23 protein-coding genes are annotated in these 26,946 nt (G+C 43.7%); 8 read left to right on the plus strand and 15 right to left on the minus strand.

The window, feature by feature from the left end; all coding sequences use genetic code 11:
• Positions 1-78 precede the first annotated feature (78 nt).
• A complete protein-coding gene (locus tag BCT11_RS17030) occupies positions 79-1,272 on the minus strand; it encodes a class I SAM-dependent methyltransferase (protein ID WP_042605434.1) in 1,194 nt (397 codons plus the stop codon).
• A 186-nt stretch (positions 1,273-1,458) separates the two neighbouring features.
• The gene (locus BCT11_RS17035; RefSeq protein WP_039976836.1) at positions 1,459-2,862 is read right to left on the minus strand and encodes a methyl-accepting chemotaxis protein; all 1,404 of its coding nucleotides are present in this window, start codon (positions 2,860-2,862) and stop codon (positions 1,459-1,461) included.
• A gap of 90 nt (positions 2,863-2,952) precedes the next feature.
• On the opposite strand from BCT11_RS17035, the gene yccX reads away from it, so the two are divergent.
• A complete protein-coding gene (yccX, locus tag BCT11_RS17040) occupies positions 2,953-3,225 on the plus strand; it encodes an acylphosphatase (protein WP_038881962.1) in 273 nt (90 codons plus the stop codon).
• Positions 3,226-3,272: 47 nt separating this feature from the next.
• On the opposite strand, the gene BCT11_RS17045 is transcribed toward yccX, so the two are convergent.
• Positions 3,273-3,602 (minus strand): TusE/DsrC/DsvC family sulfur relay protein, encoded by a 330-nt coding sequence (locus tag BCT11_RS17045; protein WP_038873035.1) that lies wholly within the window; start codon positions 3,600-3,602, stop codon positions 3,273-3,275.
• Positions 3,603-4,034: 432 nt separating this feature from the next.
• On the opposite strand from BCT11_RS17045, the gene BCT11_RS17050 reads away from it, so the two are divergent.
• Entirely contained in the window at positions 4,035-4,391 is a 357-nt protein-coding gene (locus BCT11_RS17050) for an antibiotic biosynthesis monooxygenase (protein WP_038873032.1), read from the plus strand.
• 75 nt (positions 4,392-4,466) lie between these two features.
• On the opposite strand, the gene BCT11_RS17055 is transcribed toward BCT11_RS17050, so the two are convergent.
• The 5 genes from BCT11_RS17055 to BCT11_RS17075 all read right to left on the minus strand — a co-directional run bounded on the left by BCT11_RS17055 (position 4,467) and on the right by BCT11_RS17075 (position 9,660).
• Positions 4,467-5,129, minus strand: a complete 663-nt coding sequence (locus tag BCT11_RS17055) for a Bax inhibitor-1/YccA family protein (protein ID WP_005446774.1) — start codon at positions 5,127-5,129, stop codon at positions 4,467-4,469.
• 342 nt (positions 5,130-5,471) lie between these two features.
• The gene (locus BCT11_RS17060; protein ID WP_038873031.1) at positions 5,472-6,221 is read right to left on the minus strand and encodes an amino acid ABC transporter ATP-binding protein; all 750 of its coding nucleotides are present in this window, start codon (positions 6,219-6,221) and stop codon (positions 5,472-5,474) included.
• A gap of 23 nt (positions 6,222-6,244) precedes the next feature.
• Positions 6,245-7,342, minus strand: a complete 1,098-nt coding sequence (locus tag BCT11_RS17065) for an amino acid ABC transporter permease (RefSeq protein WP_038881964.1) — start codon at positions 7,340-7,342, stop codon at positions 6,245-6,247.
• Position 7,343: 1 nt separating this feature from the next.
• Positions 7,344-8,549, minus strand: a complete 1,206-nt coding sequence (locus BCT11_RS17070) for an amino acid ABC transporter permease (protein WP_042605435.1) — start codon at positions 8,547-8,549, stop codon at positions 7,344-7,346.
• Positions 8,550-8,631: 82 nt separating this feature from the next.
• Positions 8,632-9,660, minus strand: coding sequence for an amino acid ABC transporter substrate-binding protein (locus tag BCT11_RS17075; RefSeq protein ID WP_038873022.1), 1,029 nt, complete (start codon positions 9,658-9,660; stop codon positions 8,632-8,634).
• A gap of 461 nt (positions 9,661-10,121) precedes the next feature.
• Between BCT11_RS17075 and BCT11_RS17080 the strand changes: the two genes are divergently transcribed.
• Complete coding sequence (locus BCT11_RS17080) at positions 10,122-11,042, plus strand: NAD(P)-dependent oxidoreductase (protein ID WP_042605436.1); 921 nt, start codon at positions 10,122-10,124, stop codon at positions 11,040-11,042.
• A 105-nt stretch (positions 11,043-11,147) separates the two neighbouring features.
• Here the strand turns inward: BCT11_RS17080 and BCT11_RS17085 are convergent, their stop codons facing one another.
• Together BCT11_RS17085 and BCT11_RS17090 are read right to left on the minus strand one after the other, a co-directional pair.
• Complete coding sequence (locus BCT11_RS17085) at positions 11,148-11,630, minus strand: YajQ family cyclic di-GMP-binding protein (RefSeq protein WP_042605437.1); 483 nt, start codon at positions 11,628-11,630, stop codon at positions 11,148-11,150.
• 32 nt (positions 11,631-11,662) lie between these two features.
• Positions 11,663-12,715, minus strand: coding sequence for a 3-deoxy-7-phosphoheptulonate synthase (locus tag BCT11_RS17090; RefSeq protein ID WP_038873016.1), 1,053 nt, complete (start codon positions 12,713-12,715; stop codon positions 11,663-11,665).
• Between the two features lie 396 nt (positions 12,716-13,111).
• Here BCT11_RS17090 and BCT11_RS17095 point away from each other — a divergent pair, with 396 nt between their 5' ends.
• A complete protein-coding gene (locus BCT11_RS17095) occupies positions 13,112-13,603 on the plus strand; it encodes a DUF4442 domain-containing protein (protein WP_102388814.1) in 492 nt (163 codons plus the stop codon).
• A 25-nt stretch (positions 13,604-13,628) separates the two neighbouring features.
• Here the strand turns inward: BCT11_RS17095 and BCT11_RS17100 are convergent, their stop codons facing one another.
• Complete coding sequence (locus tag BCT11_RS17100) at positions 13,629-14,981, minus strand: hypothetical protein (RefSeq protein WP_038873010.1); 1,353 nt, start codon at positions 14,979-14,981, stop codon at positions 13,629-13,631.
• Positions 14,982-15,163: 182 nt separating this feature from the next.
• Here BCT11_RS17100 and BCT11_RS17105 point away from each other — a divergent pair, with 182 nt between their 5' ends.
• Positions 15,164-16,000 (plus strand): S1-like domain-containing RNA-binding protein, encoded by an 837-nt coding sequence (locus BCT11_RS17105; protein ID WP_038873007.1) that lies wholly within the window; start codon positions 15,164-15,166, stop codon positions 15,998-16,000.
• A gap of 324 nt (positions 16,001-16,324) precedes the next feature.
• On the opposite strand, the gene rsmF is transcribed toward BCT11_RS17105, so the two are convergent.
• The 4 genes from rsmF to BCT11_RS17130 all read right to left on the minus strand — a co-directional run bounded on the left by rsmF (position 16,325) and on the right by BCT11_RS17130 (position 23,609).
• Positions 16,325-17,761 (minus strand): 16S rRNA (cytosine(1407)-C(5))-methyltransferase RsmF, encoded by a 1,437-nt coding sequence (gene rsmF / locus BCT11_RS17110; RefSeq protein WP_102388815.1) that lies wholly within the window; start codon positions 17,759-17,761, stop codon positions 16,325-16,327.
• A gap of 132 nt (positions 17,762-17,893) precedes the next feature.
• Entirely contained in the window at positions 17,894-20,548 is a 2,655-nt protein-coding gene (locus tag BCT11_RS17120; protein ID WP_102388816.1) for an MlaD family protein, read from the minus strand.
• Positions 20,541-21,788, minus strand: coding sequence for a paraquat-inducible protein A (locus tag BCT11_RS17125; protein WP_102388817.1), 1,248 nt, complete (start codon positions 21,786-21,788; stop codon positions 20,541-20,543). The genes BCT11_RS17120 and BCT11_RS17125 overlap by 8 nt, the downstream gene beginning before the upstream one ends.
• 24 nt (positions 21,789-21,812) lie before the next feature.
• Complete coding sequence (locus BCT11_RS17130; protein ID WP_102388818.1) at positions 21,813-23,609, minus strand: ABC transporter ATP-binding protein; 1,797 nt, start codon at positions 23,607-23,609, stop codon at positions 21,813-21,815.
• Between the two features lie 92 nt (positions 23,610-23,701).
• Between BCT11_RS17130 and BCT11_RS17135 the strand changes: the two genes are divergently transcribed.
• From BCT11_RS17135 to prc, 3 genes are all read left to right on the plus strand, one after another.
• Positions 23,702-24,175, plus strand: a complete 474-nt coding sequence (locus tag BCT11_RS17135) for a GAF domain-containing protein (RefSeq protein ID WP_038881975.1) — start codon at positions 23,702-23,704, stop codon at positions 24,173-24,175.
• Positions 24,176-24,273: 98 nt separating this feature from the next.
• Positions 24,274-24,900 (plus strand): RNA chaperone ProQ, encoded by a 627-nt coding sequence (gene proQ / locus BCT11_RS17140; protein ID WP_038872990.1) that lies wholly within the window; start codon positions 24,274-24,276, stop codon positions 24,898-24,900.
• A 17-nt stretch (positions 24,901-24,917) separates the two neighbouring features.
• On the plus strand, positions 24,918-26,912 hold the full coding sequence (prc, locus tag BCT11_RS17145) for a carboxy terminal-processing peptidase (protein ID WP_038872987.1): 1,995 nt from the start codon (positions 24,918-24,920) through the stop codon (positions 26,910-26,912).
• Positions 26,913-26,946 lie beyond the last annotated feature (34 nt).

Consider the following 26,946-nt stretch of genomic DNA (forward strand, 5'->3'; position numbering starts at 1 on the left):
GCGATGAACCATAAAAAAGGGCCAACTGGCCCTTTTTCTTTGCTTCAATTCTTTATCGTTGGCTATGACTAAGCCCGATTATAGAACCTTACACGCAAAACCTTTTAGGTAGAAACCTTCTGGGTAGGCCGTATCCGTTGGGTGATCGGCAGCTTGTTCAAAACGCTCTACAAACTTAACTTGGCGGTTTGCATCTACTGCGGCGTCAGCAATGATTTTTTGGAACAGAACTTGGTCCATTAAACCTGAGCAAGAGTAGGTCAGTAGTGTGCCACCTGGGTTTAGAATTTGCATCGCCAACATGTTGATGTCTTTGTAGCCACGACATGCACCGTTGAGCTGTGCTTTACTTTCTGCAAACTTCGGTGGGTCCATGATCACAACATCGAATTTCGTACCTTGGTCACGGTATTCGCGTAGCAGTTTGAACACATCAGCGTTTAGGAACACAGCGCGCTTTTTTGAGATATCAAACTCGTTCAGTTCTGCGTTGAACTTAGCAGTGTCTAGAGCAGGTTGTGATACGTCTGCGTTGATAACGCGTTTTGCGCCGCCTTTTAATGCGTATAGACCAAAACCGCCGGTGTAAGAGAAACAGTTTAGAACTTCTTTGTCTTTCACGTACTTCATCGCTTGTTGGCGGCTATCACGCTGGTCTAGATAGAAACCCGTTTTATGGCCACCGACGATGTCTACGCTGATTTTTACGCCGTTCTCTTCAATCACCACTGATTTTGGTGGCTCTTCACCGTGCAGAATGCCAGTGGTTTCTTTCAAACCTTCTTTCTTACGTACCGCGACATCAGAACGCTCGTAAACGTTGCAGTCAGGGAAGCACTCAACCAAAGCATCAACAATCGCTTGCTTATTGTACTCTGCGCCCGCACTTAGAAGTTGGCAAACAAAGAAGTTTTGGTAACGGTCGATGGTAACCCCAGGCATACCATCAGATTCTGCCGCGATAAGACGGTAGCCAGTTAGGCCATCGCGTTCGATAATGTCTTCACGAAGAAGCTGAGCGTTGTTGAAGCGCTTAACGAAGAAGGCTTTGTTGATTTCTTCTTTTTCAAAACTCCAGATGCGAGCACGAATTTGAGACTCTGGTGAGTACGCTGCTTTAGCTAGCCATTTTCCGTCGTGAGTGAATACATCAACGGTTTCGCCGAGCGCTGGTTCGCCCTCAACTTTACTGATGCCTCGAGAGAAGATCCAAGGGTGCTTGCGCTTAACCGATTTCTCACGACCTTTAACCAAATAGATAGCAGCTGTCATTTCTTTAGCTCTTGTTGAATTTTGAAAGGGGCGTATTGTCCGGGATGTTGCCCGCAAAAGCAATATCCATCGACAATCCAATCATTTGTAGAGGCTTTAATTATAAACTGATAAGTGGAGTAACGGATGGGTTTTCCAGACACAAAAAAGGGCCACCGAAGTGACCCTAGTTATTCGTTTTAGCGATTACGCTTTTAAGCCAGTCAGTAGCGACTCCATGGTGTCACTTTGAGCTCGAAGTTGCTCAACGTTTTGCGACGTTGTGCTGATCATCGTACATACATTGTTTGCTTGTATGCGAATCTCTTCAACGCTTGATGCGATATTGTCTGCCACGACACCTTGCTCCTCAGCTGCTGTCGCAATTTGAATGCTGCTGTCTGAGATAGTTTGGTTCTTGTCTGCTAGTGAGCCGATTTCGTGGTTCACTTCAGCCATCAGAGTTTGGCCTTCGTTCGCATTGTGAACCGTTACTTCCATCAGTTTAGTCAGTGATTGGCTGTTACGTTGTAGCGCTTCAATCATTGCTTGAATCTCAACTGTCGCTTGTTGAGTGCGGCCTGCAAGAGCACGAACTTCATCAGCAACAACCGCAAAGCCACGACCTTGTTCGCCTGCACGAGCCGCTTCAATTGCAGCGTTCAAGGCGAGTAGGTTAGTTTGCTCAGAGATACCGTTGATGGTTGTGACCACTTCATCAATCTGCGCTGCGTTTGCATCTAGCTCTTCAACCGCTTGAGATGCCGATTGGATCTCAGTAGAAAGATTCGAGATAGAGTGAAGGGTATTTTCCACTTTCACCTGACCTGATTGCGCGACGCTGCGAGCATCATCAGTTTGTGTGCTTGAGTCATGAGCCAGTGTTGCCACTTCACGAATCGTGGAAGCCATCTGCTCTGTTGCACTTGCTAGGGAGTTAAGGTGCTCTTGTTGGGTATTAGAGATCTCAGAGCTGTTGTGAATCGAAAGGTTAAGGTCAGAGCTGATTTGCTGCATCAGCGCTACGGATTCTTGAATCGACTGAACCATCTTTTGTTCGCGATCCGCTACTTTGTCGATAGTAATCGCGATTTCGCTGAACTCATCACGAACACGGAAGAAATTCATACGCGCGGTTAGATCACCATCTGCCAGCGTGTTGAGCGCTTTGTTCATCGTAAACATCGCACCACCGATGAAAGTCATGATGTAGTAAACACCAATCGCGATAATGAACAGAGTCACAAGAATAATACTGACTTGCGTTGTAGAAAGTGCGGTCCATAAAGACTGCTCATGGTTTGCTACAAGGCTAAATGCGCCATTCAGCACGGACACGGAATCTGGACCAGTACCAAAGGTAATGGTGTCTGAGCCAGCAATAAGGTTTGCAACTTGAGATTGCGAAAGGTTACCAGCCTCGATTAGCCCTTTCATCAGCATTAATTCTTCCTGATACAAACCAGAAATCATGGAGTCAGCAGCACTGTTTAAGACTAAAGTGAGAATGACCAATGCAAGAAGAGGAAGAAAGAAGAGTAAATAGAACTTTTCTTGAATTTTTAAATGGATGAGATACTTATCAATCCAACGGAAGGGAATTTCTTTCATAATTATTATAACCATATAAAAACCCACTATCCTTAGTGGGGTAAATAGACGCAAATAATATATCACTCAAATATAGGGAGCGGTATACGGATGGTACTAAAGTGTGAGAAGTTTCTGATAGTAGGACATGTTCAAGGGGTAGGATTTCGATACCACACGTCACATCAAGGTTTGAAGTTAGGTTTAACGGGGTATGCAAAGAATTTGAACAATGGTGATGTTGAGGTAATCGCTTGTGGTACAGAGGCGCAAATCGCAGCGTTTTCGGCGTGGTTGGAGGATGGACCGCGGACGGCAACAGTAGATAGCGTTACCCAAGAGAGTGTATCTTACAAACCTTTCCGCGGATTTAAGATCTTATAGTTTTATAAGCAGTGATCTTTTTAGTCGTGTTTTTGCAAACTAGAGTACTACAAGCATTTCGCTGGTTTTGGCAATCCTGCCAATTTTGTCGCTTGTTTTGCAGGGCCTTTTTTAAATAATTTGAATAGGTATTTACTGTTACCTTTTTCTGGGCCGTGCGCTTTTTCCATCGCCTTCACAAGCATTCGAACTGCTGGTGATGTATTGAACTCTTCATAAAAATTACGCACGAAGTGAACTACTTCTAAGTGAGCTTCGGTAAGTTCGATTTCTTCATCTTTTGCTAGAAGCGCAATCATACCTTCTTCCCACTGGGTGTGATCAAGTAAGTAACCTTGAGAATCGGTTTCTATTTCTTTGCCGTTGTATACGAACATCGCTTTGTATCCGCTAAGTAAACACTGGTGTGTATAGGGTAGCGTAGAGCGAAGCTTAGACTCAACAAAAGAATCTATGAAAGCTTCTGAGCGAAGTAAATTTACACAATCGAGAGCTCACGTAAAGGTAACACGTAAAGGTAAAGGCGTTGAGCCTAACTACTTTTCCATTATTCACAAAAATGTAAGTTTATTCACGTTGTTGGAAAATTATCGGGGTGAGTATTTTGGTATCTGCATTTTTATGCTGAATTTGGAATAATGTCTCTGTTTTATTAGTGGGAATAGAGCAGAGTTATCGTTATTTCACTGCCTTTTGTTTTATTCAGCTATTGCTGGCGATGTATATCGCACTTTATCGTTACTGGACGTGAACTTTTTCATTGTTCGTTTACCTTTTTGATAGCACTACTCAACAATGAAGGAAATCGAATGACAAGCCGTGTCTATGTTTTAGCTCAATTTAAACCAAAAGAAGGAAAAGAAGCCGAGTTATTTGAAGTACTCAAAGCACTAGAGCCAGATTCCTATCGAGAAGAGGGATGCATCCAATATATGCTCACTCGGCAAATTGATCACCCCAGTGCGATGAGAAATGACTATCCGATTGTGTTTAATGAAATTTGGGAAGATGCAGAATCTTGGGCAGCGCATGGGCGAAGAAAGCAGATTCAACATTTCTTTGAAACTCAAGTGAAAGCAGAGACAGGATTAGTTGAAGACGCGATGGTTACGGCATACAGCGATGAAGGGTATGACTACGATGCGCCCATCTATGAACCAGAATAGACACTGCTAAAAAGTGAAAAGAAAAAGCCCGAAGTATAACTTCGGGCTTTTGAGTCTTGGATTCAATCTAACGAATTAGTCGTCGTTCATGATGCCTAGAATGCTTAGTAGGCTGATGAAGATATTGTAGATTGAAACATATAGCGTAATCGTTGCAGAGATGTAGTTTGTTTCACCGCCACGGATGATGCCTTGCGTAGTCATCAAAATAGCCATGGTAGAGAAAACAATAAACAAGCTGCTCATTGCTAGATGCAGGATAGTTGATTGGATGAAGATGCTCGCAATCATGCCCACTACTAGAACAACGAATAGAGACAACATCAGGCCACCCATCATAGATAGGTCGCGTTTGGTCGTTAGAGCGTAAGCAGAAGCTGCCATGAATGACAGTGCGGTACCGCCAAGTGCAGTAAGAACCACATCGCCCATACCAGCACCGATGTACATGTTTAGAATTGGACCGATGGTGTAACCCAAGAAACCAGTAAATAGGAATGTGAACACCAAACCCATGCTGTTGTTACGGTTTTTTTCAGTCAAGAATAGTAAGCCGTAGAAACCAACCAACATCAGGATAATGCCCGGACGTGGCAAGTTAAACGCCATTGAAACGCCAGCAACCAGTGCTGACCATAGTAAAGTCATTGAAAGTAGTGCATATGTATTACGCAATACTTTGTTGGTTTGTAGAGCACTCTCTTGAGTAGTAGTGCGTGAAAACATAGGACTGTTCATAATCTTCCTCTATAAGGGACCGTCTTATCTTTGATATATAGACATATATGGGCCCGAAAGTTCAAAAAATCAAGCCCGACACGTCTATCTCTAGAACAAAATAATAATAGAAATAGTGTGTTATGTATGTGGCAACTTGTAACACAATATTACTGCCTTGCATAGTTAGGAAGGGCTTGGCAATCAAAGGGATGAAGGTTACCTCACGAACTTTTTTGTAAAATCGAACAAATTTACAACGTATTGAATCAACTGGATTTTAGTAACATCGACCTGAGGCAAACAAAAAGCGCCGATTTTTTCGAATCGACGCTTCACTTTTTTAGCGTTTTTTGCGACTAATTAATGATGAAGAATTTGCGCGAGGAAGTTCTGGGTTCGATCCGATTGCGGATTCTCGAAGAAATCGACAGGGTTATTCTCTTCGATAATTTCACCTGCATCCATGAAGATAACTCGATCCGCAACTTCTTTCGCGAAACCCATTTCGTGTGTTACACAAAGCATGGTCATGCCTTCTTCCGCCAGTTCAACCATTACATCAAGAACCTCGCGTACCATTTCTGGATCGAGCGCTGATGTCGGTTCATCAAACAACATTACCTTTGGGCTCATGCAAAGAGAGCGTGCAATCGCTACACGTTGTTGTTGACCTCCTGAAAGCTGACCTGGATACTTATCTGCTTGATCTGGGATCTTAACACGCTCTAGGTACTGCATCGCGATGGCTTCCGCTTCTTCCTTTGGCATCTTCTTCACCCAAATTGGGGCAAGTGTACAGTTCTCGAGGACCGTTAGGTGAGGGAAGAGATTAAAGTGTTGGAAACACATGCCGACTTCGCGACGAACGGCTTCGATGTTCTTTAGGTCTTCGGTTAATTCGGTGCCTGACACATAGATGTTGCCTGCTTGATGTTCTTCCAAGCGGTTGATACAACGAATCATGGTCGATTTGCCAGAGCCAGAAGGACCACAGATAACAATCTTTTCGCCTTTCTTTACATCGAGGTTGATGTTCTTTAGTACGTGAAACTCACCATACCACTTATTCATGTCCTTCAGCTGGATCATATAGTCTTGTTGTTGCGTCATAATACGTCCTTGATCTTGATGAGTTATCGTTTGTGACCGGTATGAAGTCTATTTTCGAGCCATATCGAGTAGCGTGACATGCCAAAACAGAATACCCAAAACACTAACGCGACAAATACATAACTTTCTGTAGCGAAGCCTAACCATTCAGGGTCAGTGTTCGCTGCTTGTCCTATACCCAGTACATCAAACATACCGATAATAAGCACAAGGCTGGTGTCTTTGAACAAACCAATAAAGGTGTTCACGATAGAAGGGATAGTAATTTTAAGAGCTTGAGGCAAGATGATCAGTCCCATCTTTTTCCAATAGCTTAAACCCAACGCATCGGCGGCTTCGTACTGGCCCTTTGGAATAGCTTGTAAGCCACCACGAACCACTTCTGCCATATAAGCGGCACTAAACATCACAACACCAATTAGGGCGCGAATGAGCTTATCTGTTTCTGAGCCTTGGGCAAGAAAGAGCGGGAGCATGACGGACGCCATGAAGAGTACTGTAATTAAAGGTACCCCACGCCATACCTCAATATAGATAGTACAAATACTGCGGATGATCGGCATATCGGAACGACGGCCTAACGCTAACGCCACACCAATAGGTAAGGAGACAACGATACCGACTAAGGCGATGATCAGAGTAACCAGCAAGCCGCCCCATTTGTGTGTTTCAACCACTTCTAAGCCAAATACCCCGCCATACAACAATGCTGCGATAATGAACGGATAAATGTTCACAAAGAACAACCAAATCCAAATACGTTTTGGAGTCTTTTCGTAAGCAAGGAGTACTGTGAATATCGCCAAGGTAATGTAGAACAAACGTGGTCGCCACAGTTCAGCTTCTGGATAGAAACCGTACATAAACTGTTCCCAGCGTACACTGATAAATACCCAACATGCGCCTTCACGGGAACAGTCATCTCTCGTTGTGCCAACCCAATCGGCATTAATGAATGCCCAATCCGCAATGTTCCAAAGTGCAGAAAACACGATGTAGGCAAGGATGATGGTAACAACCGAGTTAACTGGGCCATTGAATAGGTTTTTGCGCAGCCATCCCACAATACCGACGGTATTGGACGGAGGTGGGAGATCAGGCTGAAATTGATGTGTGCTCATATTATCTCTCCACCAGCGCTACTTTTCGGTTGTACAAGTTCATCAACGCCGACGTTATCAAGCTCAATGTTAGGTATACACCCATCGTCATTGCGATGATTTCGATCGCTTGTCCAGTCTGGTTCAGCGTTGTACCGGCAAAGACCGAAACAAGGTCTGGGTAGCCGATTGCCATTGCCAACGAAGAGTTCTTCGTCAAGTTCAAGTATTGGCTTGTTAGAGGAGGGATAATGATTCGCAATGCTTGCGGAATCACCACCAGTTTCAATGTTTTTGCTCTTGGTAAGCCCAGCGACATAGCGGCTTCGGTCTGACCATGATTCACTGCATTAATACCAGATCGAACAATCTCAGCAATAAACGATGCAGTGTAAACACTTAGCGCTAACAGAAGGGCTGCGAGCTCCGGAATAATGCTGATACCACCGCGGAAGTTGAAGCCTTTTAATTCTGGGTACTCCAAAGAGATCGGCATGCCTGTTACAAAATAAACGACCAAAGGCAGACCAATCACTAGACCGAACACAACTCGTCCCATTGGTGTTTGTTGGCCTGTTAATCGCTGTTTGTTTTTAGCCCAACGATTGATTAAGAAACTTGCAATGACACCTATGATGAGTGCTGCAACCACAAGACCACCGCCAGCTTCAATTACCGGTGAAGGGAAGTAAAGACCGCGCACATTCAGGAAAACGGATTCGCCAAGACTTAAGCTTTGTCTTGGAGATGGAAGGGCTTGTAGAACCGCGAAATACCAAAAAAAGATCTGTAAAAGTAGAGGGATATTTCGGAACGTTTCAATGTAAACAGCCGCCAAACGACTGACCAGCCAGTTAGAAGAAAGGCGTGCAATCCCCATAACGAAACCTATGACGGTTGCGAGGATAATACCCAACACAGACACGAGTGCAGTATTAAGTAAGCCAATGACAAACGTACGCCCATAAGAGAACGTTTCGTCATATTCGATGAGTGTGAGTCCAATACCAAAGCCCGCTTCTTGATTAAGGAAACCAAAGCCGGTGGCGATACCACGAGCGTCGAGATTGGTTAGTGCATTGTTGATGATTGTGTAAAAGAAAAATACCAGTGCGGCGATGGCAATGATCTGGAAAATAGCAGAACGAAAAGCTGGGTTATAAATCAGACTCTTGCTTCCGCTTGGTTTGGACATCGTACTTTGCGATGCATTATTCGTCGGTTTCATACAGCGATAACCTCAAACCCTTATATAGAATAGATTCAGCCAAGAAAAAGGGCGGCATGCACCGCCCTAATTTACCTCGTTTCTATCGGATAGGTGGTGCGTACATAAAGCCGCCTGCATTCCACAGTGCATTTACGCCGCGAGAAATCTTAAGAGGCGAACCAGTACCTACCGTACGCTCAAAGCTCTCACCATAGTTACCGACTTGCTTGATAACTTGGTAACCCCAATCGTCACGGATACCTAGACCTTTACCTTTAGGGCCGTCAACACCAAGAATACGTTTGATGTTTGGATCTTTCGATTTCAACATTTCATCGGCGTTCTTAGAACTGATGCCATATTCTTCCGCATTCACCATTGCAAATAGCGTCCATTTAGCGATGTTGAACCATTGATCATCACCTTGACGAACAACAGGACCTAGTGGTTCTTTTGAAATGATTTCTGGAAGTACGGTTGCTGAAGAAGGGTCTTTAAGGTTTAAGCGAAGGGCATAAAGGCCAGATTGGTCAGTAGTAAGAACATCACATCGACCAGCATCGAAACCTTTAGAGGTTTGCGCGGCGGTATCAAATACCACTGGCTTGTAAGCCATACCTTGGTTACGGAAGTAATCTGCTAGGTTAAGCTCTGTGGTTGTACCTGATTGAACACATACAGAAGCGCCATCAAGTTCTTTTGCACTCGAGATACCAAGATCTTTCTTCACCATAAAGCCTTGACCATCGTAGTAGTTAACGCCTACGAAGTTCAAACCAAGAGCAGTGTCGCGATGAAGTGTCCAGGTGGTGTTACGTGAAAGCACATCGATTTCACCCGATTGTAAAGCTGTGAAACGTTCTTTCGCGGTTAGGGGTACATATTTAACTTTCGTTTTATCCCCAAGAACGGCTGCGGCCAGTGCTTGGCAATATTCTACGTCGATACCTTCCCATTCGCCTTTAGAGTTAGGGTTTGAGAAACCAGGTAGACCGGTACTTACGCCACAAGTGATAAAACCTTGTTTTGTGACTTTGTCCAGAGTCGTGTCTGCTGCTTGCGCTGATGTCGCCATCATGGCAGTAGAAGCCGCTACGACGGAAGCAAGAACTGTGAGTTTATTTGCCATTTGTATCCTTCCTGTATGATCCATGTTTAATCAGGAGCGACCTGATACAACGTGTCCAATTTATTTGTGTTATCGTCCTATCTGGTTGATTTTCAATGAAACGGTAATCGACAAATCAACCAGTTATAAGCGTAGGTAAGGATCTGCTAATTCTCAAATATATAATTTAAAAAGAGTTTTGGAGAGAACTTACAAAGAACCTTGCGATTTAGAATGGCGAAATGTTAAATGTTTGTAAATAGTGCAACTGGTTGTCAAATTAGTGCATCAGAACAATCACTAAAAGAGTGTCAAAAACAAAAGGATAATAATTTGTTATTAAAAGTATCATTAGTAGAGGCGGGCTGAGTAAGCCGAAAATTTGAACAAAAATTATTTGTGACATCGAAACTAGGTGAACAGGTTGCCCTGTTTTTGGTAGCATGAATTTCGACAGTTATTTGAAGTAATCATGGATTGAAATGCGATATTTTCCTCTGTTCTTAGATTTAGTAGATAAACCCGTGCTGGTTGTAGGCGGTGGTGAAGTAGCAAGCCGTAAAGTAGAAGCCCTACTTAAAGCTGGCGCGGACGTTACGATTGTCTCCCCAAGCCTTGTCGACTTTCTTGATAAGCTTGCGCAAGAGCAACAAGTGCGATGGATTCAACGTTTTTATTCTAGTGACATTGTCACGAAATCGTTCATTCAAGTTTGGGCAACCACGGATAATCCAGAGTTAAACCATCAGGTTTACAAAGACGCTAAAGAGCTTGGCATATTAGTTAACGTTGTTGATGACAAGCCGTACTGTGATTTTATTACGCCTTCAATGATTAATCGTGGTCGCATTCAAATTGCCATTTCAAGTGGTGGCGCGTCTCCTGTTTTGATTCGAAATATTCGTGAAAAGCTTGAAGCTATTCTTCCGCAAAATATGGGATTGATGGCGGAGTTCGCTAACTCCAAACGCAATTCGATTAAAGAGGCACTACCGAGCGTCGACTTACGCAGGAAATTTTGGGAAAGTTATTTCTCTCATCCAGAAGTAGAGAACGCTCGCGATAATCGCGAATTGGAAATTATTTATCAACAAACCATGGCAAAACCTTTGGACGAGGAGGGAAGCTGTACCTGGATTCAAGTTGGGCAAGATGTCGAAATGCTGCCTATCAAAGCAGTCCGTTACATGCAGCAAGCCGAACTTGCCTTGTATTCGACGATGTGCGAAGTGGACGTCATGGAGTTGGTAAGAAGGGATGCTGAACGTGAACCTTTTAAAAGTGCCACCGAACTTTCTGATATGTTGACTAAAGCGAGAAAAGAAAACTTACGTGTGTGCGTGTTTGTACCTTCAGGGACGAGTGAATTCTCTTTATTGCAAGGGCAAGACCTAGTTATCTGATTATTTTGCATATAGTTTACGGACATAAAAAACGCCGACGAATAACTCGTCGGCGTTTTCAATTCTCGGTTTCCTCAATCGACAGGTGTTAATTGAGTAACCGAATTAATCACGGAAGTTGTTGTACTGAAATGGGATACCCATATCTGCTTCACGGATCGCTGCAATCGTCGCTTGGAGATCATCGCGCTTCTTACCTGTTACGCGAACTTTGTCGCCTTGGATAGAAGCTTGAACTTTAAGCTTTGCGTCTTTGATTAGCTTAACCACTTTCTTTGCGGTTGGTGTATCAATGCCTTGGCGGAAAGCAACGTTTTGGTGCCAGTTTTTACCTGTTGCTTCTGGATTTTTTGCGTCCATAGCATTTGCATCAATGTTGCGTTTAGCCAAGTGGCTACGCAGAATGTCACGCATTTGCTTGAGCTGAAACTCGCCTTCTGCTGACATTTTTACATTTTCTTCTACTAGCTCAAAGCTCGCATTCACATTGCGGAAATCGAAACGAGTAGACAGTTCACGGTTAGCGTTATCAACCGCGTTACGTAGTTCGACGGTATCGATTTCTGAAACAATATCAAACGATGGCATGAAGATTCCTTGATTATCTTGTTATAGGGAAATTACTTACTGGATTTAACTGCGGCTGCCAGCATATCTAGCATGGTTACAGTATCATCCCAACCTAGACATGGGTCAGTGATCGATTGACCGTAAGTTAGGTTGTTAATATCAGTCATTGGCTGATTGCCTTCAATAATGAAGCTCTCTGCCATAATACCAGCAATACGTGTGCTGCCTGACTTAATTTGGTCGCAAATGTCTTGAGCAACATCGATTTGTTTACGGTGTTGTTTTTGGCAGTTTGCGTGACTGAAATCGACGATCAAACGCTGCGGCAAATCGAACTCTGCTAGCGCGTCACAAGCTTGCTTAACAGAAGCTTCGTCAAAGTTAGGGCCTTTCTCACCACCACGAAGAATAATGTGACCGTAAGGGTTGCCGCTAGTGCGGTACACCGTCATACGCCCATTCTTGTCTGGGGAGTAGAAGTAATGTGATGCTTTAGACGCACGAATCGCATCAATGGCAATTTTCACGTTGCCGTTAGTACCGTTCTTGAAGCCAACTGGGCAAGATAGGGCAGACGCCATTTCACGGTGAATTTGCGATTCAGTCGTACGAGCACCAATTGCGCCCCATGTGATCAAATCAGCAATGTACTGGCCTGTAATCATATCAAGAAACTCAGTAGCAGTCGCAAGACCAAGCTTGTTGATATCCAGTAGCAGTTTACGCGCTTTGTGAAGACCGGCTTCAAGCGCATAAGAACCATCTAGGTTAGGGTCAGTAATCAAACCTTTCCAACCAACTACTGTACGCGGCTTTTCAAAGTATGTACGCATAACGATGAACAGTTCGTCTTTGTACTGATCTTGAATTTCGCTAAGACGCGTCGCGTAGTCAATTGCCGCTTCAGTGTCATGCACTGAACATGGGCCAACGATAGCGAGGATACGGTCATCCTCACCAGTTAAAATCTTTTCAATTTGTCGACGAGATTGAGCGATACGGTCAGCTACATCATCAGTGATTGGATGTACACTACCTAGCTCTGCGGGTGTCGGCATTGGACCCAAAGGTTGGGTTCTCAATTCATCTGTTTTTATAGGCATGTTATAGCTTTATTCTCTATTGCGAAGCGGTAAAGATAACGGAATTATAGTTAGGAATAAACCGTTTCACGGGATTCTTATCTAGTAAATACCGAATTGTATGTACTGCTGTTGGTATTCATTGGTGTTGCTTATATATAAATGACAAAACATGCTCTGGATATCAATACATAGTTGTTTGAATTTATAACCGTTTTTTCTATTTGCTAACAGAATAATTGTGCCAAATCGTAAGCAAAGCGTTGTAGGTTGGGAGTTTCATATATTGTGACCATGTCACGCGAAAATGCGCAAACGATTTGTTTTTTAACCAAGATCGATTTCTCGTTAACATTTCTTTGACATCTTTGAAGTTTGTTGATTGACTGGTCAGACTAGTTTAAGGGGAGTTTCAAAATGTTTTCAGCGGTTCGTCGTGCAAACCTTTACCTCAATCTGTTTGGCTTTTCAAAAGTGCCTTTAATTTGGCTATGTCGACCGAAGATCCTTGCGATTGATGATCAGCATGTCGAAGTAAGAATCCCGCTCAAGCGAAGAACCAAGAATCATCTTAATAGTATGTATTTTGGCGCATTGGCTGTTGGGGCAGATGTTGCTGGTGGCTTTCTTGCTATGAGTAAAGCACAAGAGCAAGGAGAGAAGATTTCACTCGCGTTTAAAGGAGTAAGTGCTGAATTCTTAAAACGTCCTGAGGATGACGTACACTTTGTCTGTCATGATGGCCCTGTGATTGATGAAATGCTCAAAATCACGCTAGAAACCGGTGAACGCGTTAATCGAGATGTGAAGATCACCGCATTGTGTCCAAAGATTAATGGTGATGAACCAATGGCCGAGTTCTCTTTAACGCTCTCCATCAAAAAAGCAGCCCAAAAGCAGGCTGCTTAACTTAAGAATGGTGACTGACGTTAGTTTAATTCAACTCTATTTTCTCAATAGACACGATTTTCGAACGGTTTAACACGACTTTCCAACGATAGAAGACAGGCTCGTCAGTGTGGTTGTCTTCTTTCACAATCACGTTGACCAAGTGTCGCTTCTCTACAGACTCTTTACTCACTTGCCCTTCGTTCAGGCGATATACGCGGTTAGAGCTTTTGTCCATCAAACGGATAATTGGGCGCAAACTGATGTTTAGCGTTTCACGAGTTTGTTCATAGCCACTCAAAAATAACGACGTCGCCATCTCAGTTTTTGCGTGGTAATGAAGAATTTGTTCTTCACGCTGGACGACGCGTTTCTTACGAATGTTCTGAATGCGATCAGGCAAGCTCGAAAGGGAGCGATAGTCCAACCATTCCAATTTTCGACCCACCACTTTCTTTGTTGTCGGGTCCATGTACTTCTTACGCCACTTCGGTTTGCCTTTGCGGATCCAACGCCACATCGCGTCGCGTAGGTCATCTTTAAAGATTTCACGTAGAGCATAGATAAACGACATCGCAATGATAAAAGATGCAGAAATCTCTCCTAAGTAATCTCGGGCAAGAATAACGGTACTTGTGACCACGACCATCACCAAGCCGGTGGCTATGCCTTTAATCGCACGCTTGATGTTGTTTCCCATCGACATCGTTTTTTCGCTTAAAACGATAGGGTGCTCAATCAAACGTCTCAGCAAACGCATTTTATTCGACAAACGAGTTACATCTTCAACGACACTCGGCGAGTTATAGTTGTTGAGTTTACGGTGGGCTTGCTCTTTCTCACATAAAGTAATCAGACGATCTTTAATTGTGCTGTAATCGCCTTCGCGAGGAAGGTGCGCGACAAGAGACAAAAATTTTTGCTCTGTGTACCAAGACAAGTAGTTATCAATGTTCACGTAATAACGCTTGAGATTTTCTTCGTAAGGAATGGAACGTCTCAAGCGCTTAAGAATGTCGATAGTCAATTCGATGACCTCATCCACTTCTTCTGCGGTAACACTGTCGTTGTCATGCTTATTCAATGCTGCAACGGCTTTATCCAGAGCCGTGACGTATTGATACGCAAACAAACTCAAACTTACGCGATACTGTCGATTAGATAAGCGCCCTCGTTTGGCCAAGCGGCTATGCACGAGAGGAAGTAGCACTTCTGTACTGTAGTAAGAACGCTTTTGCGTGATGGAAGTGTAATAGAACTCAGACTCGCTGATGATGTCGGAGTTTAAACCTAATTCACCAGGCACAAAAATATAGATATCAAGATCAAGCGTTTTGCTCTTTGCCAATGCATGGCTAATTTTTAAGGTTATCGAATCCTGTTTGTCGACGGTGACCAAGGAAGGCTCCTGATTTTGCTAAAGCATCCTATACCCATAAGCGTCCATTAAGCACAATAACTTAAGGTCGACTAGGATAAGTAGTTGAACGACGACAGCATAGCAGAGAGGATGGTATTTCTCTCTGATTTTCTTGTCAGTTTGGGTATAATTCCCAGTAAATTTAAAAAGAGACAAATTCAATGATTAAAATTGGTCAAATTAACAGCTTAGAAGTCACTAAAACGGCTGATTTTGGCGTATTTTTGGATGGTGATGATTACGGTTCAGTCATGCTGCCTAATAAATATGTACCAGAAGGTACGAATGTAGGCGATCATATTGACGTATTTCTTTACTTTGATTCAGAAAGTCAGCTAGCTGCGACCATTGATAAACCCATTGCTCAGGTTGGCGAGTGGGGCCTAATGCAAGTCGAAGGTGTCAGTAGCACTGGTGCTTTCGTAAATTGGGGCATCAAAGAAAAAGATCTTCTTATCCCGTTTAGTGAGCAACGTGCGCGCTTTACCGCTGGTCAAAACATTCTGGTTTACGTGTACACAGATAAAGCATCTGGTCGTATTGTCGGTACAACTAAGTTCAATAAGTGGCTGGATAAAACGCCAGCAAACTATGAAGTGAACGAAGAAGTTAACCTAATCATCGCAGAACGTAGCCAACTTGGTTATAAAGCGATTGTGAACGGCGAGCATTGGGGAATGATCTTCCCATCGGATGTGTTCGGTAAGCTGTTTATTGGTAAAAAGCTGAAAGGCTACATTAAGCAAATTCGCGAAGACGGCAAAATCGACCTTGCGCTACAAAAAGTAGGCGTGGCGAAAATGGATGATCTTTCGAGTAAAATCCTAGAGCTTTTAGAGAAGAAGGGTGGTTTTCTACCTCTAAACGATAAATCTACGCCAGAAGCGATTTTTGCAGCTTTCCGTACAAGTAAAGGCACGTTCAAAAAAACCATCGGCGGTTTGTACAAGCAAGGTAAGCTCGTGATTGAAAAAGACGGTATTCGTCTCGCTGAATAAAGCTTTAAGTTGCTGGTGGCGGAGGTTCATCAAGTTCAAACTCGATTTGGACGAAAATAGCAGTCAAAAAAATGGCCCAAACTCGTCCTTATTTTGGGCCTAGGGGAAACGGCTCCTTTCATAGAGCCTGCGCTAAACTTTTGACCAACACATATTGTTGGTGAACATAGAGAGAAATGCCGTTTCAAAGCGATGCTTTGATATCTTCAGTTTAGTACAGGGGACTCGAATCGCTAGTGAACCCAGTTCCGATCATGCTTTAGAACCAAAAAGCCATCGTAAATACGATGGCTTTTCATTTATTTATAGCATTTCACTTTGCTACTAAAATAAGTTCTTATCTCGCACTAATTCTCGTGGAAGGCCGTTTTTAATGCGGTTACTTACCCATTTACCAAGGCCAATGATCGCGCCTTCGTACTTCACTAATATTTCGCCTTTGCCGGTTTTCATCTCAGCTGGAATGTTTTGAGGGCGAACGTCTCGGCCCATATACCATTCACGAGCTTCGTCGATCGTAAGCTCAATCGCATTTTTCTCTAAACCTGTCGCCAGCGCCGTTGCTACTTGATGTTGCCAACGGTAGCCATTCTTATGCGCTTCGGCAATCTTGATACCCATGCGAGAGAAACGCAGTTCGCCAATCATCGACTCTAGTGCGTCTGGGAAAAGCCACACATCTTTATCACGAATCCAAACCGTACTGTCTTCAGGTAACTTGATTTCCATTGCGCTTTGAAGCTGGTTAGCGATATCAGTGGATTCTTTGTTAGACGCTTTAACAAATGGGAATTTACCCATGCGTTTTTTGACTTTTGGTGCTTCTACGGCAGCAAGCTTACGTATACGTGCAACAAAGAAACCCTCACAGTCATACACTTGAGGGAAGATGTGCAAGAAGCCTTCTTCAGTCAACGCCGCCTCGGCATTATTAAACAGATCTTTTAAGCTCTCGAATTCAACCGCGTCACCAAATGTTTCTTTAAGATGGTGGCAAACTTGTTGGTTTTCTTCCGTGCTCAACGTGCAGGTTGAATAAACCATCACGCCGCCAGGTTTAAGGGCGTGGAACGCACTTTCGATCAAATCTTTTTGAGTGTCTGCAATTTCAATGACTGATGTTTGCGTCCAGTTCTTCATTGCATCTTCATCTTTACGCACTGTGCCTTCACCGGAACATGGTGCGTCTAACAGAACGGCATCAAATTGTTCTGGTAGCCAGCCACCAAACACACGACCGTCGAAGTTACTTAGTGCTGCGTTACGCACACCACAACGTTCGATGTTTGCGTGTAGCACTTTTACACGACTTGCCGCGTATTCATTCGCGACCAAAACGCCTTCATTGTTCATTAAGGCAGCTATTTGAGTTGTTTTAGAACCCGGAGCCGCAGCGGTATCGAGCACTGCGTCATACGATTCGTCATTCATGAATAAGGCGGATACCGGCATCATTGAGCTGGCTTCTTGAATATAAAACAACCCAGACATGTGTTCTGCGGTATTGCCTAATGGTACGAGCGATTCATCTGCTTCGATCCAAAAACCAGTCTCACACCAGGGTACAGGAGATAACTTCCAACCTTTTGCCTTTGCTCGCTCTAAAAACGCCTCTAAGCTAACTTTCAACGTATTAACGCGAATACTCTTGCGCAACGGCTTTTGGCACGACGCTAGGAAGTCATCCATGTTGAGGTGAGCAGGAAGAATAGTTTTGATTTTTTCCAGAAATGCTTCTGGGATGTAAACATTAGGATGCAAAGTGGAATCTCGATTGCAGAATTTGCTGCAAATGATATACGAAACTGGGTTAGAAACGAATAGCCACAAAGGCTACGGTAATAAAAAAGAGCAGCGATTGCTGCTCTTTAGTCTATCTTGGTTATCTATGAATCATGGTTTGGGGATTGCTGTGCGCCATTCCAACCAACTCTCTTCAGCTTGAGGGTACAAGTAGAAAGAGTGACCTTTTTTTGCTGCTGGTGGAATTTGAGATTGCTCTGGTGTTGAGAAAGCGATACCACCACGTACAAGGCTATCAATTGTACCTGCTTTAATGTTTGCTCCACCTAAACCAATCGAAACATCAACGCCAGACACGTTCCAGAATACACTGTTCTGACGAACTAGGTAGGCATATTCTGGCTGAATTTCAATCTGGGTAATCACACGATCAGCGAATTCTCCTAAATGGACATCCGTTACCTGACCAACCTCCATTTGACGGTATAGGATAGGGGTGCCAATCTGCACTGAGCCACGCTGTTCACTTTGTAAGGTAAAACGCATCCCTTGTGAGCGCGCATTACCTTTCTCTAGATCAAATTTGAATGCCGCGGCACCTTGGCCCGGTTCCACGCTAATGGATTTAGACACTAATGCGCCTAGGTTTTTAACGCCGCCTAAGCCAATTTCTGGCTCAGTTAGCCAAAAGTGTGACCCGGTAACGGCAATATCTTCCACATATTCAGGCAAAATACGGGCAGTCACTTCAACCATTTCTCGGCGGAAGTTAGGGACAACTAAAGTGACTTCACCGACTTTGACACCTTGGTATTTGATTGGCATCCCTTTGCTAACTTCCTGAGAACCGTCTGTTTCCAAAGCGATGACACGTCCAAACTTACGCGCTTGCTTTTGATCTTGATAGAGCTTCCAGCGTTGGCCAATTTTGTTCTCAATACCTGGAATTGAATCGAACGCGATACCACCTTTAATTAAGGATTTAAGCGGGTGTGCCTTAACGGTGATTCCAGCAAGTGAAGCCTCGACCTCAACGCCTGAGCGATTCCAAAATACGGTTTGAGCCGTAATCAGATGTGCGTAGCGGTTTTCAATCGTGGCTTTTACGATGACGCCACCATCGACTAAATTGAAATCAGACACGCTGCCCACGGGCAGATTTCGGTAGAGCAGAGGACTGCCTTTCGAAATCGGAGGCAACTCAGAAGCAAATAAGTTAAGCGTTTTCGAACCACTCTGGTTGTATTGCGCTAATTCAGCTAAAGATTCACTTTGGAATAGTTGGTACTCTTTTTGAACCTTTTCCGCGCCTTGGCTAACAAAGCTGATTGAACCTGCTAACAGTTGTTTGGCCGGTGGGACCGTCACACTGAGGCCCGATTCGGTGAGCTCGGCCGATGCACTGCCTGTTACATAGAAGCGGTTGTTGGATTTGATGAGGTGTTTGTATTCTTGATCAATCAACACATCCATGAAAACTTCATGATTCGCTTGCTGAGCTTTCTCTTCATCGAGTAGCCCTACTTTAATGATTGAACCCACAACAATGCCTTTGTAGAGGACGTTTGCACCGCTATCTAAGCCGAATGAGTTATCCGAAACAAGGCGAATCGCTATCGATTTCTCCTGCTGCTGATTAAAGACGTTTTTACGAATAGCAGTAAACTGACGTGCACGTTCACCTTCACCTGGAACGATGGTTAAGAAATTGCCACGAACAAGGTTAGCGATATTTTCGACACCAGAAAGTGATACTTTTGCTTCTTCAAGAACAAAACGTGTACCAGAGGTAAGCATGTCACTGAATGCGGGTTGGATTGCAGCAGAAGCAAGAATGACCTCACGACCTTCAGATAGGTTTAAATCCGTGACTTGGCCGACTTCAATCCCACGATACATGATCGGAGCACCTTCAGCGCTGATTTTGTTGTCATCTGGAAGGGCAATTTTGATTGCGATACCACGGCCTGCGGTTTTAAGGTCTTTATATAAACGAAATTCTTTATAATCTTCGACTGGCTCACCATCGTCTGGTGAGTCGACCGCGATCGCACCACCAAGTAGGGCGCTCATGCTTTCTAGGCGGACATCAACGCCTTCAAAACCGATGCTTGCACCAATACCACTCACATTCCAAAAACGACTGCGGTTGTTGATGATGTGTCGGTATTGATCCTGAATGTTGGCTTGGATCGTAATGGATTTCGCATCTTCGTTTAATTGGTAGCTGTAAACTTCACCAATAGGGATTTTTTTGTAAACAATCTGAGAACCAATGGAAACGCCGCCTAAGTCACGACTTTTTAGTTTGATATTGAGCCCTTGAGTGACACGAAGATCAGTCGGTGCGGAGTCAAGTGCGTGGAACGACGTTTCAAACTCTTTACTGTCACCAGGTTGGATAGAAATATAGTTACCGGAGACAAGAGCATCTAACCCAGATACACCAGTTAAACTTGCGGTCGGTTTAACGAGCCAAAAGCGTGTTTTCTCATTAAGCAATTTGGTTGCTTCTGGGTAAATGTCTGCATCGACATAAATGCTGCCTAAATCCTCAGACAAGTTGATGTCGCGTACCATACCCACTTCCAAGCCTTGATAGCGAATCGTCGTACGGCCAGCAATTAAACCGGCTGCATCAGAGAAGTGGATTTGTACCCGCTGTCCAGCGTCATGAATGGACTTAACGACTAGCCAACCGGCTAAAATCATCGTCAAGATCGGCAGGAGCCAAAGGGGAGAAATGCCTTTACTCCTCTTTATCTCTGGCTCGTATGACGTTTGAGAACTGTTCTGATCACTCATTAATTGACTCTTTTTCTGATTGTTTTGGGGCTTGGTCCCAGATAAGCCTTGGATCAATGCTCTCCGCGGCGAGCATTGTAAGAACGACAACCACACCAAACGCTACCGCACCGTAGCCTGGTGTGAAATCGAGAATTTGTCCACGATCGACCAATGTCATCATGATAGAGATAACAAACAAATCCATCACGGACCATTTACCGATCCACTTTACTGCAAAGTAAACCATCATTCGCTGTCTTCGAAACACCGAACGTTTAAATTTTATACATAGCAAGATGTAGGTGAGACCAAGGATTTTTGCCACAGGTACGACAATACTGGCAACAAAAATGATCACTGCGATACCGTACATCCCATTTTTGACTAAACCAGCAACGCCCGAAAATATCGTATCTTCTAAACGTTTGCCGTTCGTAAGCAAGATAGAGATAGGGATTAGGTTCGCCGGAAAAATAGCGATGGTTGCTGCGATTAGGTAAGCCCAAGTTTTTTGGATTGAATTTGGCTTACGATGGTAAAGCGCATGATTACAACGGCGGCATTTATCACCTTCTGGTTGAGAAAGGTGACACTCGTGACAATGTACGTCCTTGTGTTTAAAGTCATAGCTCGTCTCAGACTGCCATGACTCCCAGTAGCGACGGACGCTAATACGAGAAATCAACAAAACAGTGAAGATTTGCAGTAGTACGAGGCCGATTAATCCTGGTCCGACGAAAATGTCAGAGTAGTCCTGAAGCTTGAAACAGGAGATTGCGATACTGACCAAAAATACATCCAGCATGACCCAATGTTTAAGGTGTTGGATTAGCCACAGTGAAACCCCTAGTCCTTTAAACCAACGCTTGTGTAATGACCAATGTGCGGTTACGACAGAGCTGCATACGATGAGTGGGGCGAGGGAGCTGCAAAACAGAATTAAGATAGAAAGAAGGACAAAGCCTTCTTGAAACAGCGTAATCATCCCAGATGGCAGTGTTGCCGGTATCATTACACCGAACAGACGAATGCTGATGAAATTAAAAAAATGTGAAGGGATGAACAGGAGAATGCAGGTAACCGCGATAGCAAGATTACCAGACAAGCTTGGACTGCCACCTCGATACAACTCAGTACCGCAGCGTGGGCAGTGCGCATTTCTTCGATTAGGTAAATCGACAATATCGACAGGTAACTCGCAACCTTGGCATAAGCGAACATTATTGGGTTGCGACGCATGTTTAGACAGAGAGGTCACAACGACCTCTCCACTAAGAATGGTTTAAGCGTGGGACTGAATGCCCCCGTATAGGGTTTGATATAAGCCTTCTTGCTCAACAAGCTCACCATGGGTTCCTGTTTGCGTCACTCTTCCGTCCTCAAGCACATAAATCAAATCAGCTTGCTTAACGGCAGATAAGCGGTGCGCGACGATTAGTGTCGTTCTACCACGTAAGAATTCAGTTAACGCCTTATGAAGAGCCGCTTCAGTTGCGGTATCCAATGCAGACGTTGCTTCATCTAGGATAACAAATTGTGGATTACTCAACACCATTCGTGCAATAGCTAAACGTTGACGTTGGCCCCCAGATAGGCGAATACCATTGCGTCCGATTTGCGTATCCAAACCGTGGTTTAGTTGAGAAATTACATCTTGCAACTGCGCAACTTCTAGAGCGCGCCACAATGACATTTCGTCAAAATCCCCACCGAGGGTCAGATTATGCCTCAACGAGTCATTAAATAGTATAGGTTGTTGTAAAACCACGGCAATTTTGTCGCGTATCACTTCAAAGCTAATGTCGTCTGTCAGTTCATCATTAAAACGGATTGAACCTGCGTTTTGTCTGTATACGCCAATCAACAGCTGAATCAGCGTCGATTTACCACCACCACTTGCACCGACCAAGGCTACTTTCTTACCAGCTGGGATGTGTAACGAGAGATCGTCCAACACTTTGTTTTCATTATTGTATGAAAAATCAACATGTTCGATTTTTACATCAACTTCTTTATTTTCTTTGAAAGGATTTACCTTAGAGACAGGTCTATGTTCTTCTTCCAATTCTAATAGGTCGTTAATGCGTTTTAGTGCGGCTTTTGCGCTATACCAAGAGAATTGGATACCCAGTAGTTCCTGGACAGGAGAGAGCATAAACCAAAGGTAACCGAATACTGCGAAGATTTGACCAATGGTGAGGTCACTGAACATCACCATTAACATCGCAACAGCACGGAACAGCTCAAAGCCAATTAAAAATAAGAGGAAAGAAACTCGGCCCGCGGCTTCGGATTGCCATGCATACTTGTCCGCATCAATACGAACTTGGTCAGCGTTGTTCTTCAATTGCTGTAGAAATTCGCGTTCTTTGTTTGCTGCGCGTAATTGATAGATACCATCTAGCGTTTCGACTAATCGATTCTGGAAGATTTCGAATGAATGGTTTTCCTTACGTTTTAGGTGTTTAACCATGCTCCCCAGTTTGCGAGAGAAGTAGATAACGATAGGGTTAACCAAAAGAATAAAGAGGCCGAGACGCCAGTCGAGCCATAGAAGGACAATGGCGGTACCAATCACCGCTAGAAAACTGATAACAAATTTAGCTAACGTAGAACCAATGAATTTATCAATGGTCTCAATGTCGGTGATAAGGTGAGCATTGATGCCACCGCTACCTTTTGTCTCGTATTGTCGAATACTGATGCGACCGAGTTTGTCGATCATTTTACTTCGCATTTCAAACGTGATGGTTTTGGAGACTAAAGTAAATTGTCGGCTCTGAAGAATATTGAACGCTTGGCTGCCTGCCCGCATGAGCACGACCAAAAAGAGAGTAAAGAAAATATATCCCGTAGGTGTATGCCACGTTTCAGGTAAGACTGCATTCATTGCCGCAAGGCCTGATGCCGGTTTGTCCAATAAGACTTCATCCACCATTAAAGGCATAAGAAGAGGGATTGGAACACTAATCAAGGTTGCAAGAACAGCAATCAAGTTCGCCACAATCAACTTGGACTTGTGCTTTTTGACTTGTGTTATCAACCAAGAACGGCTAATAGTGTCGTTTTTCGGATTCATTGTAATTGAGAATAAGTCCTATTAAAAAGTAGGGCTGCATTGTAGCGCCATACTGTAAGAATGGAAGCCTAAATAAAAAGTAGGAAGTTAATATGAACATAGAACAATACCAAAGACTTACCAAACAAGCCGTAGCGCTGATCGAGTCAGAAAAAGACTACGTCGCGAACCTAGCCAACATCAGCTCACTACTATTTATGGAGCTTGACGAGCTCAACTGGGCGGGTTTTTACCTTAAAAAAGGAAATGAACTGGTACTTGGGCCATTTCAAGGCAAACCTGCTTGCGTTCGTATCCCAATGGGGCGTGGTGTTTGTGGTACAGCTGCTCAAACTAATACCGTACAAAGAGTATACGACGTTCATGAGTTTGAAGGTCACATTGCCTGTGATGCTGCGAGTAATTCGGAAATTGTTATTCCTTTTACTATCAATGGAGAAGTGGCTGGCGTATTGGATATTGATAGCCCAAATATCGGCCGATTCGATGAAACAGACGAAGAAGGACTCACTCATTTTATGTCAGAAGTAGAAAAGCTGCTTAATTCGCACGCTAACGACGCATAAATTCGTCCTCTAGTGTGGTTTTTCCTTGGCATGTCACTATAATACGAGAATATTTTTTCTTAATGCTTCGCGGAAATCCGCTCAAACCAGGAACCCTCATGACTGAAAAGTTAAAAAACAGCAAAGAAGTTATCGCATACATTGCTGAATGTTTCCCTAAGTGCTTTACTTTAGAAGGTGAAGCAAAGCCTCTGAAAATTGGTATTTTTCAAGATCTTGCGGAACGTCTAAATGAAGACGAAAAAGTAAGCAAAACTCAGCTTCGTGCAGCGTTAAGACAGTACACTTCATCATGGCGTTACCTACACGGTGTAAAACCAGGTGCAGTACGTGTTGATCTAGATGGCAACCCATGTGGTGAGCTAGAGGAAGAACACGTAGAACACGCAAAAGCAACACTAGCTGAAAGCAAAGCGAAAGTTCAGGCTCGTCGTAAAGAACAAGCACAAAAAGCTCGTGAAGAGGGTAAGGCGAAAGCGAAACCTGCGGCTAAAAAGCCACAACAGCCTCGTCGTACTAACAAACCAAAAGTACAAAAAGAAAGTAAGCCTGTTGAAACACGCGCGCTAAACGCTGATGAAATCACAATCGGCAACGCAGTAAACGTGAACATGGGTAAAGGAAACATGGCAGCGACCATTGTTGAAGTCAATAAGGAAGATGTACGTGTTCAACTTGCTAACGGCCTGCAAATGGTTGTGAAAGCGGAGCACTTGCGCGCATAAGGGAGATACTCCTACGCATGAATTGCCGTTCAAAAGTGACACTGATTGCTGCTAGCTTCTGGCTAGCAGCATCAGCTCAGGCTCTCGAAGCCAAACTAAACAAAGATGACTTGCCGGTTCTTGCTCCTGAAGTTCAGCATGAAACAGCCAGCAAACGAGTAACTTCTCGATTTACCCGCTCTCATTATAAGCACTTCAATCTGAATGATGATTTCTCTAAAGCGATCTTTGAACGCTACGTAGAAATGCTTGATTACAATAGAAATATTTTTACTCAAGCGGACATTGATTCTTTTAAAGATTGGTCGATCAGTCTTGATGATCAGCTAAAAGCTGGTAACAACAAGATTGCATTTGATGTTTATAACCTTTCGATGCAAAAACGTTTCGAACGTTTTGCCTATGCGTTGACTCTGCTTGATAAAGAAATCAAATTCGATACTGAAGACTTTATTGAACTGGATCGTTCTGAAGCGACTTGGCCTAAAGACGAAGCAGAGTTAAATGAGCTTTGGCGTAAACGCGTTAAGTACGACGCTCTAAACCTAAAACTGACTGGTAAAGACTGGCCAGAAATTAAAGAGGTTTTAGAGAAGCGTTACAATAACGCAATGAAGCGAATCACTCAGACTCGTAACGAAGATGCCTTCCAGCTGTACATGAATGCATTCGCTCGAGAAGTAGACCCGCATACTAGCTACTTATCACCTCGCAACGCTGAACAATTCCAATCAGAGATGAACCTCTCTCTTGAAGGTATTGGTGCGGTGCTCCAAATGACGGATGACTACACAGTGATTCGTTCACTTGTTGCAGGTGGTCCGGCATCTAAAAGTAAGCAGTTAGGTGAGGGTGACCGCATCATCGGTGTTGGGCAAGATGGTGAAGATGTTGTTGACGTAATTGGTTGGCGTTTAGATGACGTTGTTCAGTTAATTAAAGGCCCTAAGGGGACTAAAGTTAACCTAGAAATCTTGCCGGATGGTAAAGAAGCTAAGAGTTACGTTGTCACTATTGTGCGTGACAAAGTTCGTTTAGAAGACAGGGCAGTCAAATCTGAAATAATAGAGAAAGACGGTAAGAAAATTGGTGTACTAGAGGTACCAAGTTTCTATGTTGGTCTCTCGAAAGACACAGATAAACTGATTTCTGAACTCAAAACGAAAAACGTTGATGGCATTATCGTCGATTTGCGTAACAACGGCGGCGGTGCTCTAACCGAAGCAACGGCACTGACTGGTCTATTCATCAAAGAAGGCCCTGTTGTTCAAGTTCGTGATAGTTATGGTCGCATCAAAGTTAACGCGGATACTGATGGTCAAGTCAGCTATGATGGACCACTGACGGTATTGATTAACCGTTATAGTGCCTCTGCTTCTGAGATCTTTGCCGCAGCACTGCAAGATTACGATCGTGCCGTGATTTTGGGTGAAAACTCATTCGGTAAAGGGACGGTTCAGCAACATCGTTCATTGAATCATATTTATGATCTTTTCGATAAAGAACTCGGGTATGTTCAGTACACGATTCAAAAGTTCTACCGTATTGATGGCGGAAGTACTCAGAACCGTGGTGTTGCTCCAGATATTGCTTATCCAACGCCTGTGGAACCAAGTGAAACTGGAGAGAGTGTTGAGGACAATGCACTACCATGGGACAGCATTGATAAAGCGAAATATCAGATGTTCCCAAGTAATGACGCTTTGGTTACCAAACTAACAGAACTTCACAACAAACGTATCGCTGATGAAATGGAGTTCCGTTTTATCAATGAAGATATCGAAAAGTATCGTAAAGAGAAGGATGATAACTTATTGTCTCTTAACGAAAAAGTTCGTGAAGAAGAATCTGATGAAGCAGAAGCATTACGTTTGAAGCGCATCAACGAACGCCAAGTTGCAATGGGCAAAAAACCATTTAAGACTTTGGATGACGTGCCGAAAGACTACGAAGCACCAGACGTATACCTGGACGAATCAGTAGCGGTCATGGTTGATATGTTGAAAGGCTAAAAATTTAGTCATAACAACTAGCAATTCTGTTGTT

Source organism: Vibrio sp. 10N.222.52.B12 (assembly GCF_002875385.1).
Taxonomy (GTDB): Bacteria; Pseudomonadota; Gammaproteobacteria; order Enterobacterales; family Vibrionaceae; genus Vibrio; species Vibrio jasicida.

Excerpts from the sequence above, each read along its gene's own strand:
- BCT11_RS17030 (WP_042605434.1), bottom strand. The coding sequence starts at position 1,272 with ATGACAGCTGCTATCTATTTGGTTAAAGGTCGTGAGAAATCGGTTAAG.
- BCT11_RS17035 (WP_039976836.1), bottom strand. The coding sequence starts at position 2,862 with ATGAAAGAAATTCCCTTCCGTTGGATTGATAAGTATCTCATCCATTTA.
- yccX (WP_038881962.1), top strand. The coding sequence starts at position 2,953 with ATGGTACTAAAGTGTGAGAAGTTTCTGATAGTAGGACATGTTCAAGGG.
- BCT11_RS17045 (WP_038873035.1), bottom strand. The coding sequence starts at position 3,602 with ATGTTCGTATACAACGGCAAAGAAATAGAAACCGATTCTCAAGGTTAC.
- BCT11_RS17050 (WP_038873032.1), top strand. The coding sequence starts at position 4,035 with ATGACAAGCCGTGTCTATGTTTTAGCTCAATTTAAACCAAAAGAAGGA.
- BCT11_RS17055 (WP_005446774.1), bottom strand. The coding sequence starts at position 5,129 with ATGAACAGTCCTATGTTTTCACGCACTACTACTCAAGAGAGTGCTCTA.
- BCT11_RS17060 (WP_038873031.1), bottom strand. The coding sequence starts at position 6,221 with ATGACGCAACAACAAGACTATATGATCCAGCTGAAGGACATGAATAAG.
- BCT11_RS17065 (WP_038881964.1), bottom strand. The coding sequence starts at position 7,342 with ATGAGCACACATCAATTTCAGCCTGATCTCCCACCTCCGTCCAATACC.
- BCT11_RS17070 (WP_042605435.1), bottom strand. The coding sequence starts at position 8,549 with ATGAAACCGACGAATAATGCATCGCAAAGTACGATGTCCAAACCAAGC.
- BCT11_RS17075 (WP_038873022.1), bottom strand. The coding sequence starts at position 9,660 with ATGGCAAATAAACTCACAGTTCTTGCTTCCGTCGTAGCGGCTTCTACT.
- BCT11_RS17080 (WP_042605436.1), top strand. The coding sequence starts at position 10,122 with ATGCGATATTTTCCTCTGTTCTTAGATTTAGTAGATAAACCCGTGCTG.
- BCT11_RS17085 (WP_042605437.1), bottom strand. The coding sequence starts at position 11,630 with ATGCCATCGTTTGATATTGTTTCAGAAATCGATACCGTCGAACTACGT.
- BCT11_RS17090 (WP_038873016.1), bottom strand. The coding sequence starts at position 12,715 with ATGCCTATAAAAACAGATGAATTGAGAACCCAACCTTTGGGTCCAATG.
- BCT11_RS17095 (WP_102388814.1), top strand. The coding sequence starts at position 13,112 with ATGTTTTCAGCGGTTCGTCGTGCAAACCTTTACCTCAATCTGTTTGGC.
- BCT11_RS17105 (WP_038873007.1), top strand. The coding sequence starts at position 15,164 with ATGATTAAAATTGGTCAAATTAACAGCTTAGAAGTCACTAAAACGGCT.
- BCT11_RS17120 (WP_102388816.1), bottom strand. The coding sequence starts at position 20,548 with ATGAGTGATCAGAACAGTTCTCAAACGTCATACGAGCCAGAGATAAAG.
- BCT11_RS17130 (WP_102388818.1), bottom strand. The coding sequence starts at position 23,609 with ATGAATCCGAAAAACGACACTATTAGCCGTTCTTGGTTGATAACACAA.
- BCT11_RS17135 (WP_038881975.1), top strand. The coding sequence starts at position 23,702 with ATGAACATAGAACAATACCAAAGACTTACCAAACAAGCCGTAGCGCTG.
- proQ (WP_038872990.1), top strand. The coding sequence starts at position 24,274 with ATGACTGAAAAGTTAAAAAACAGCAAAGAAGTTATCGCATACATTGCT.
- prc (WP_038872987.1), top strand. The coding sequence starts at position 24,918 with ATGAATTGCCGTTCAAAAGTGACACTGATTGCTGCTAGCTTCTGGCTA.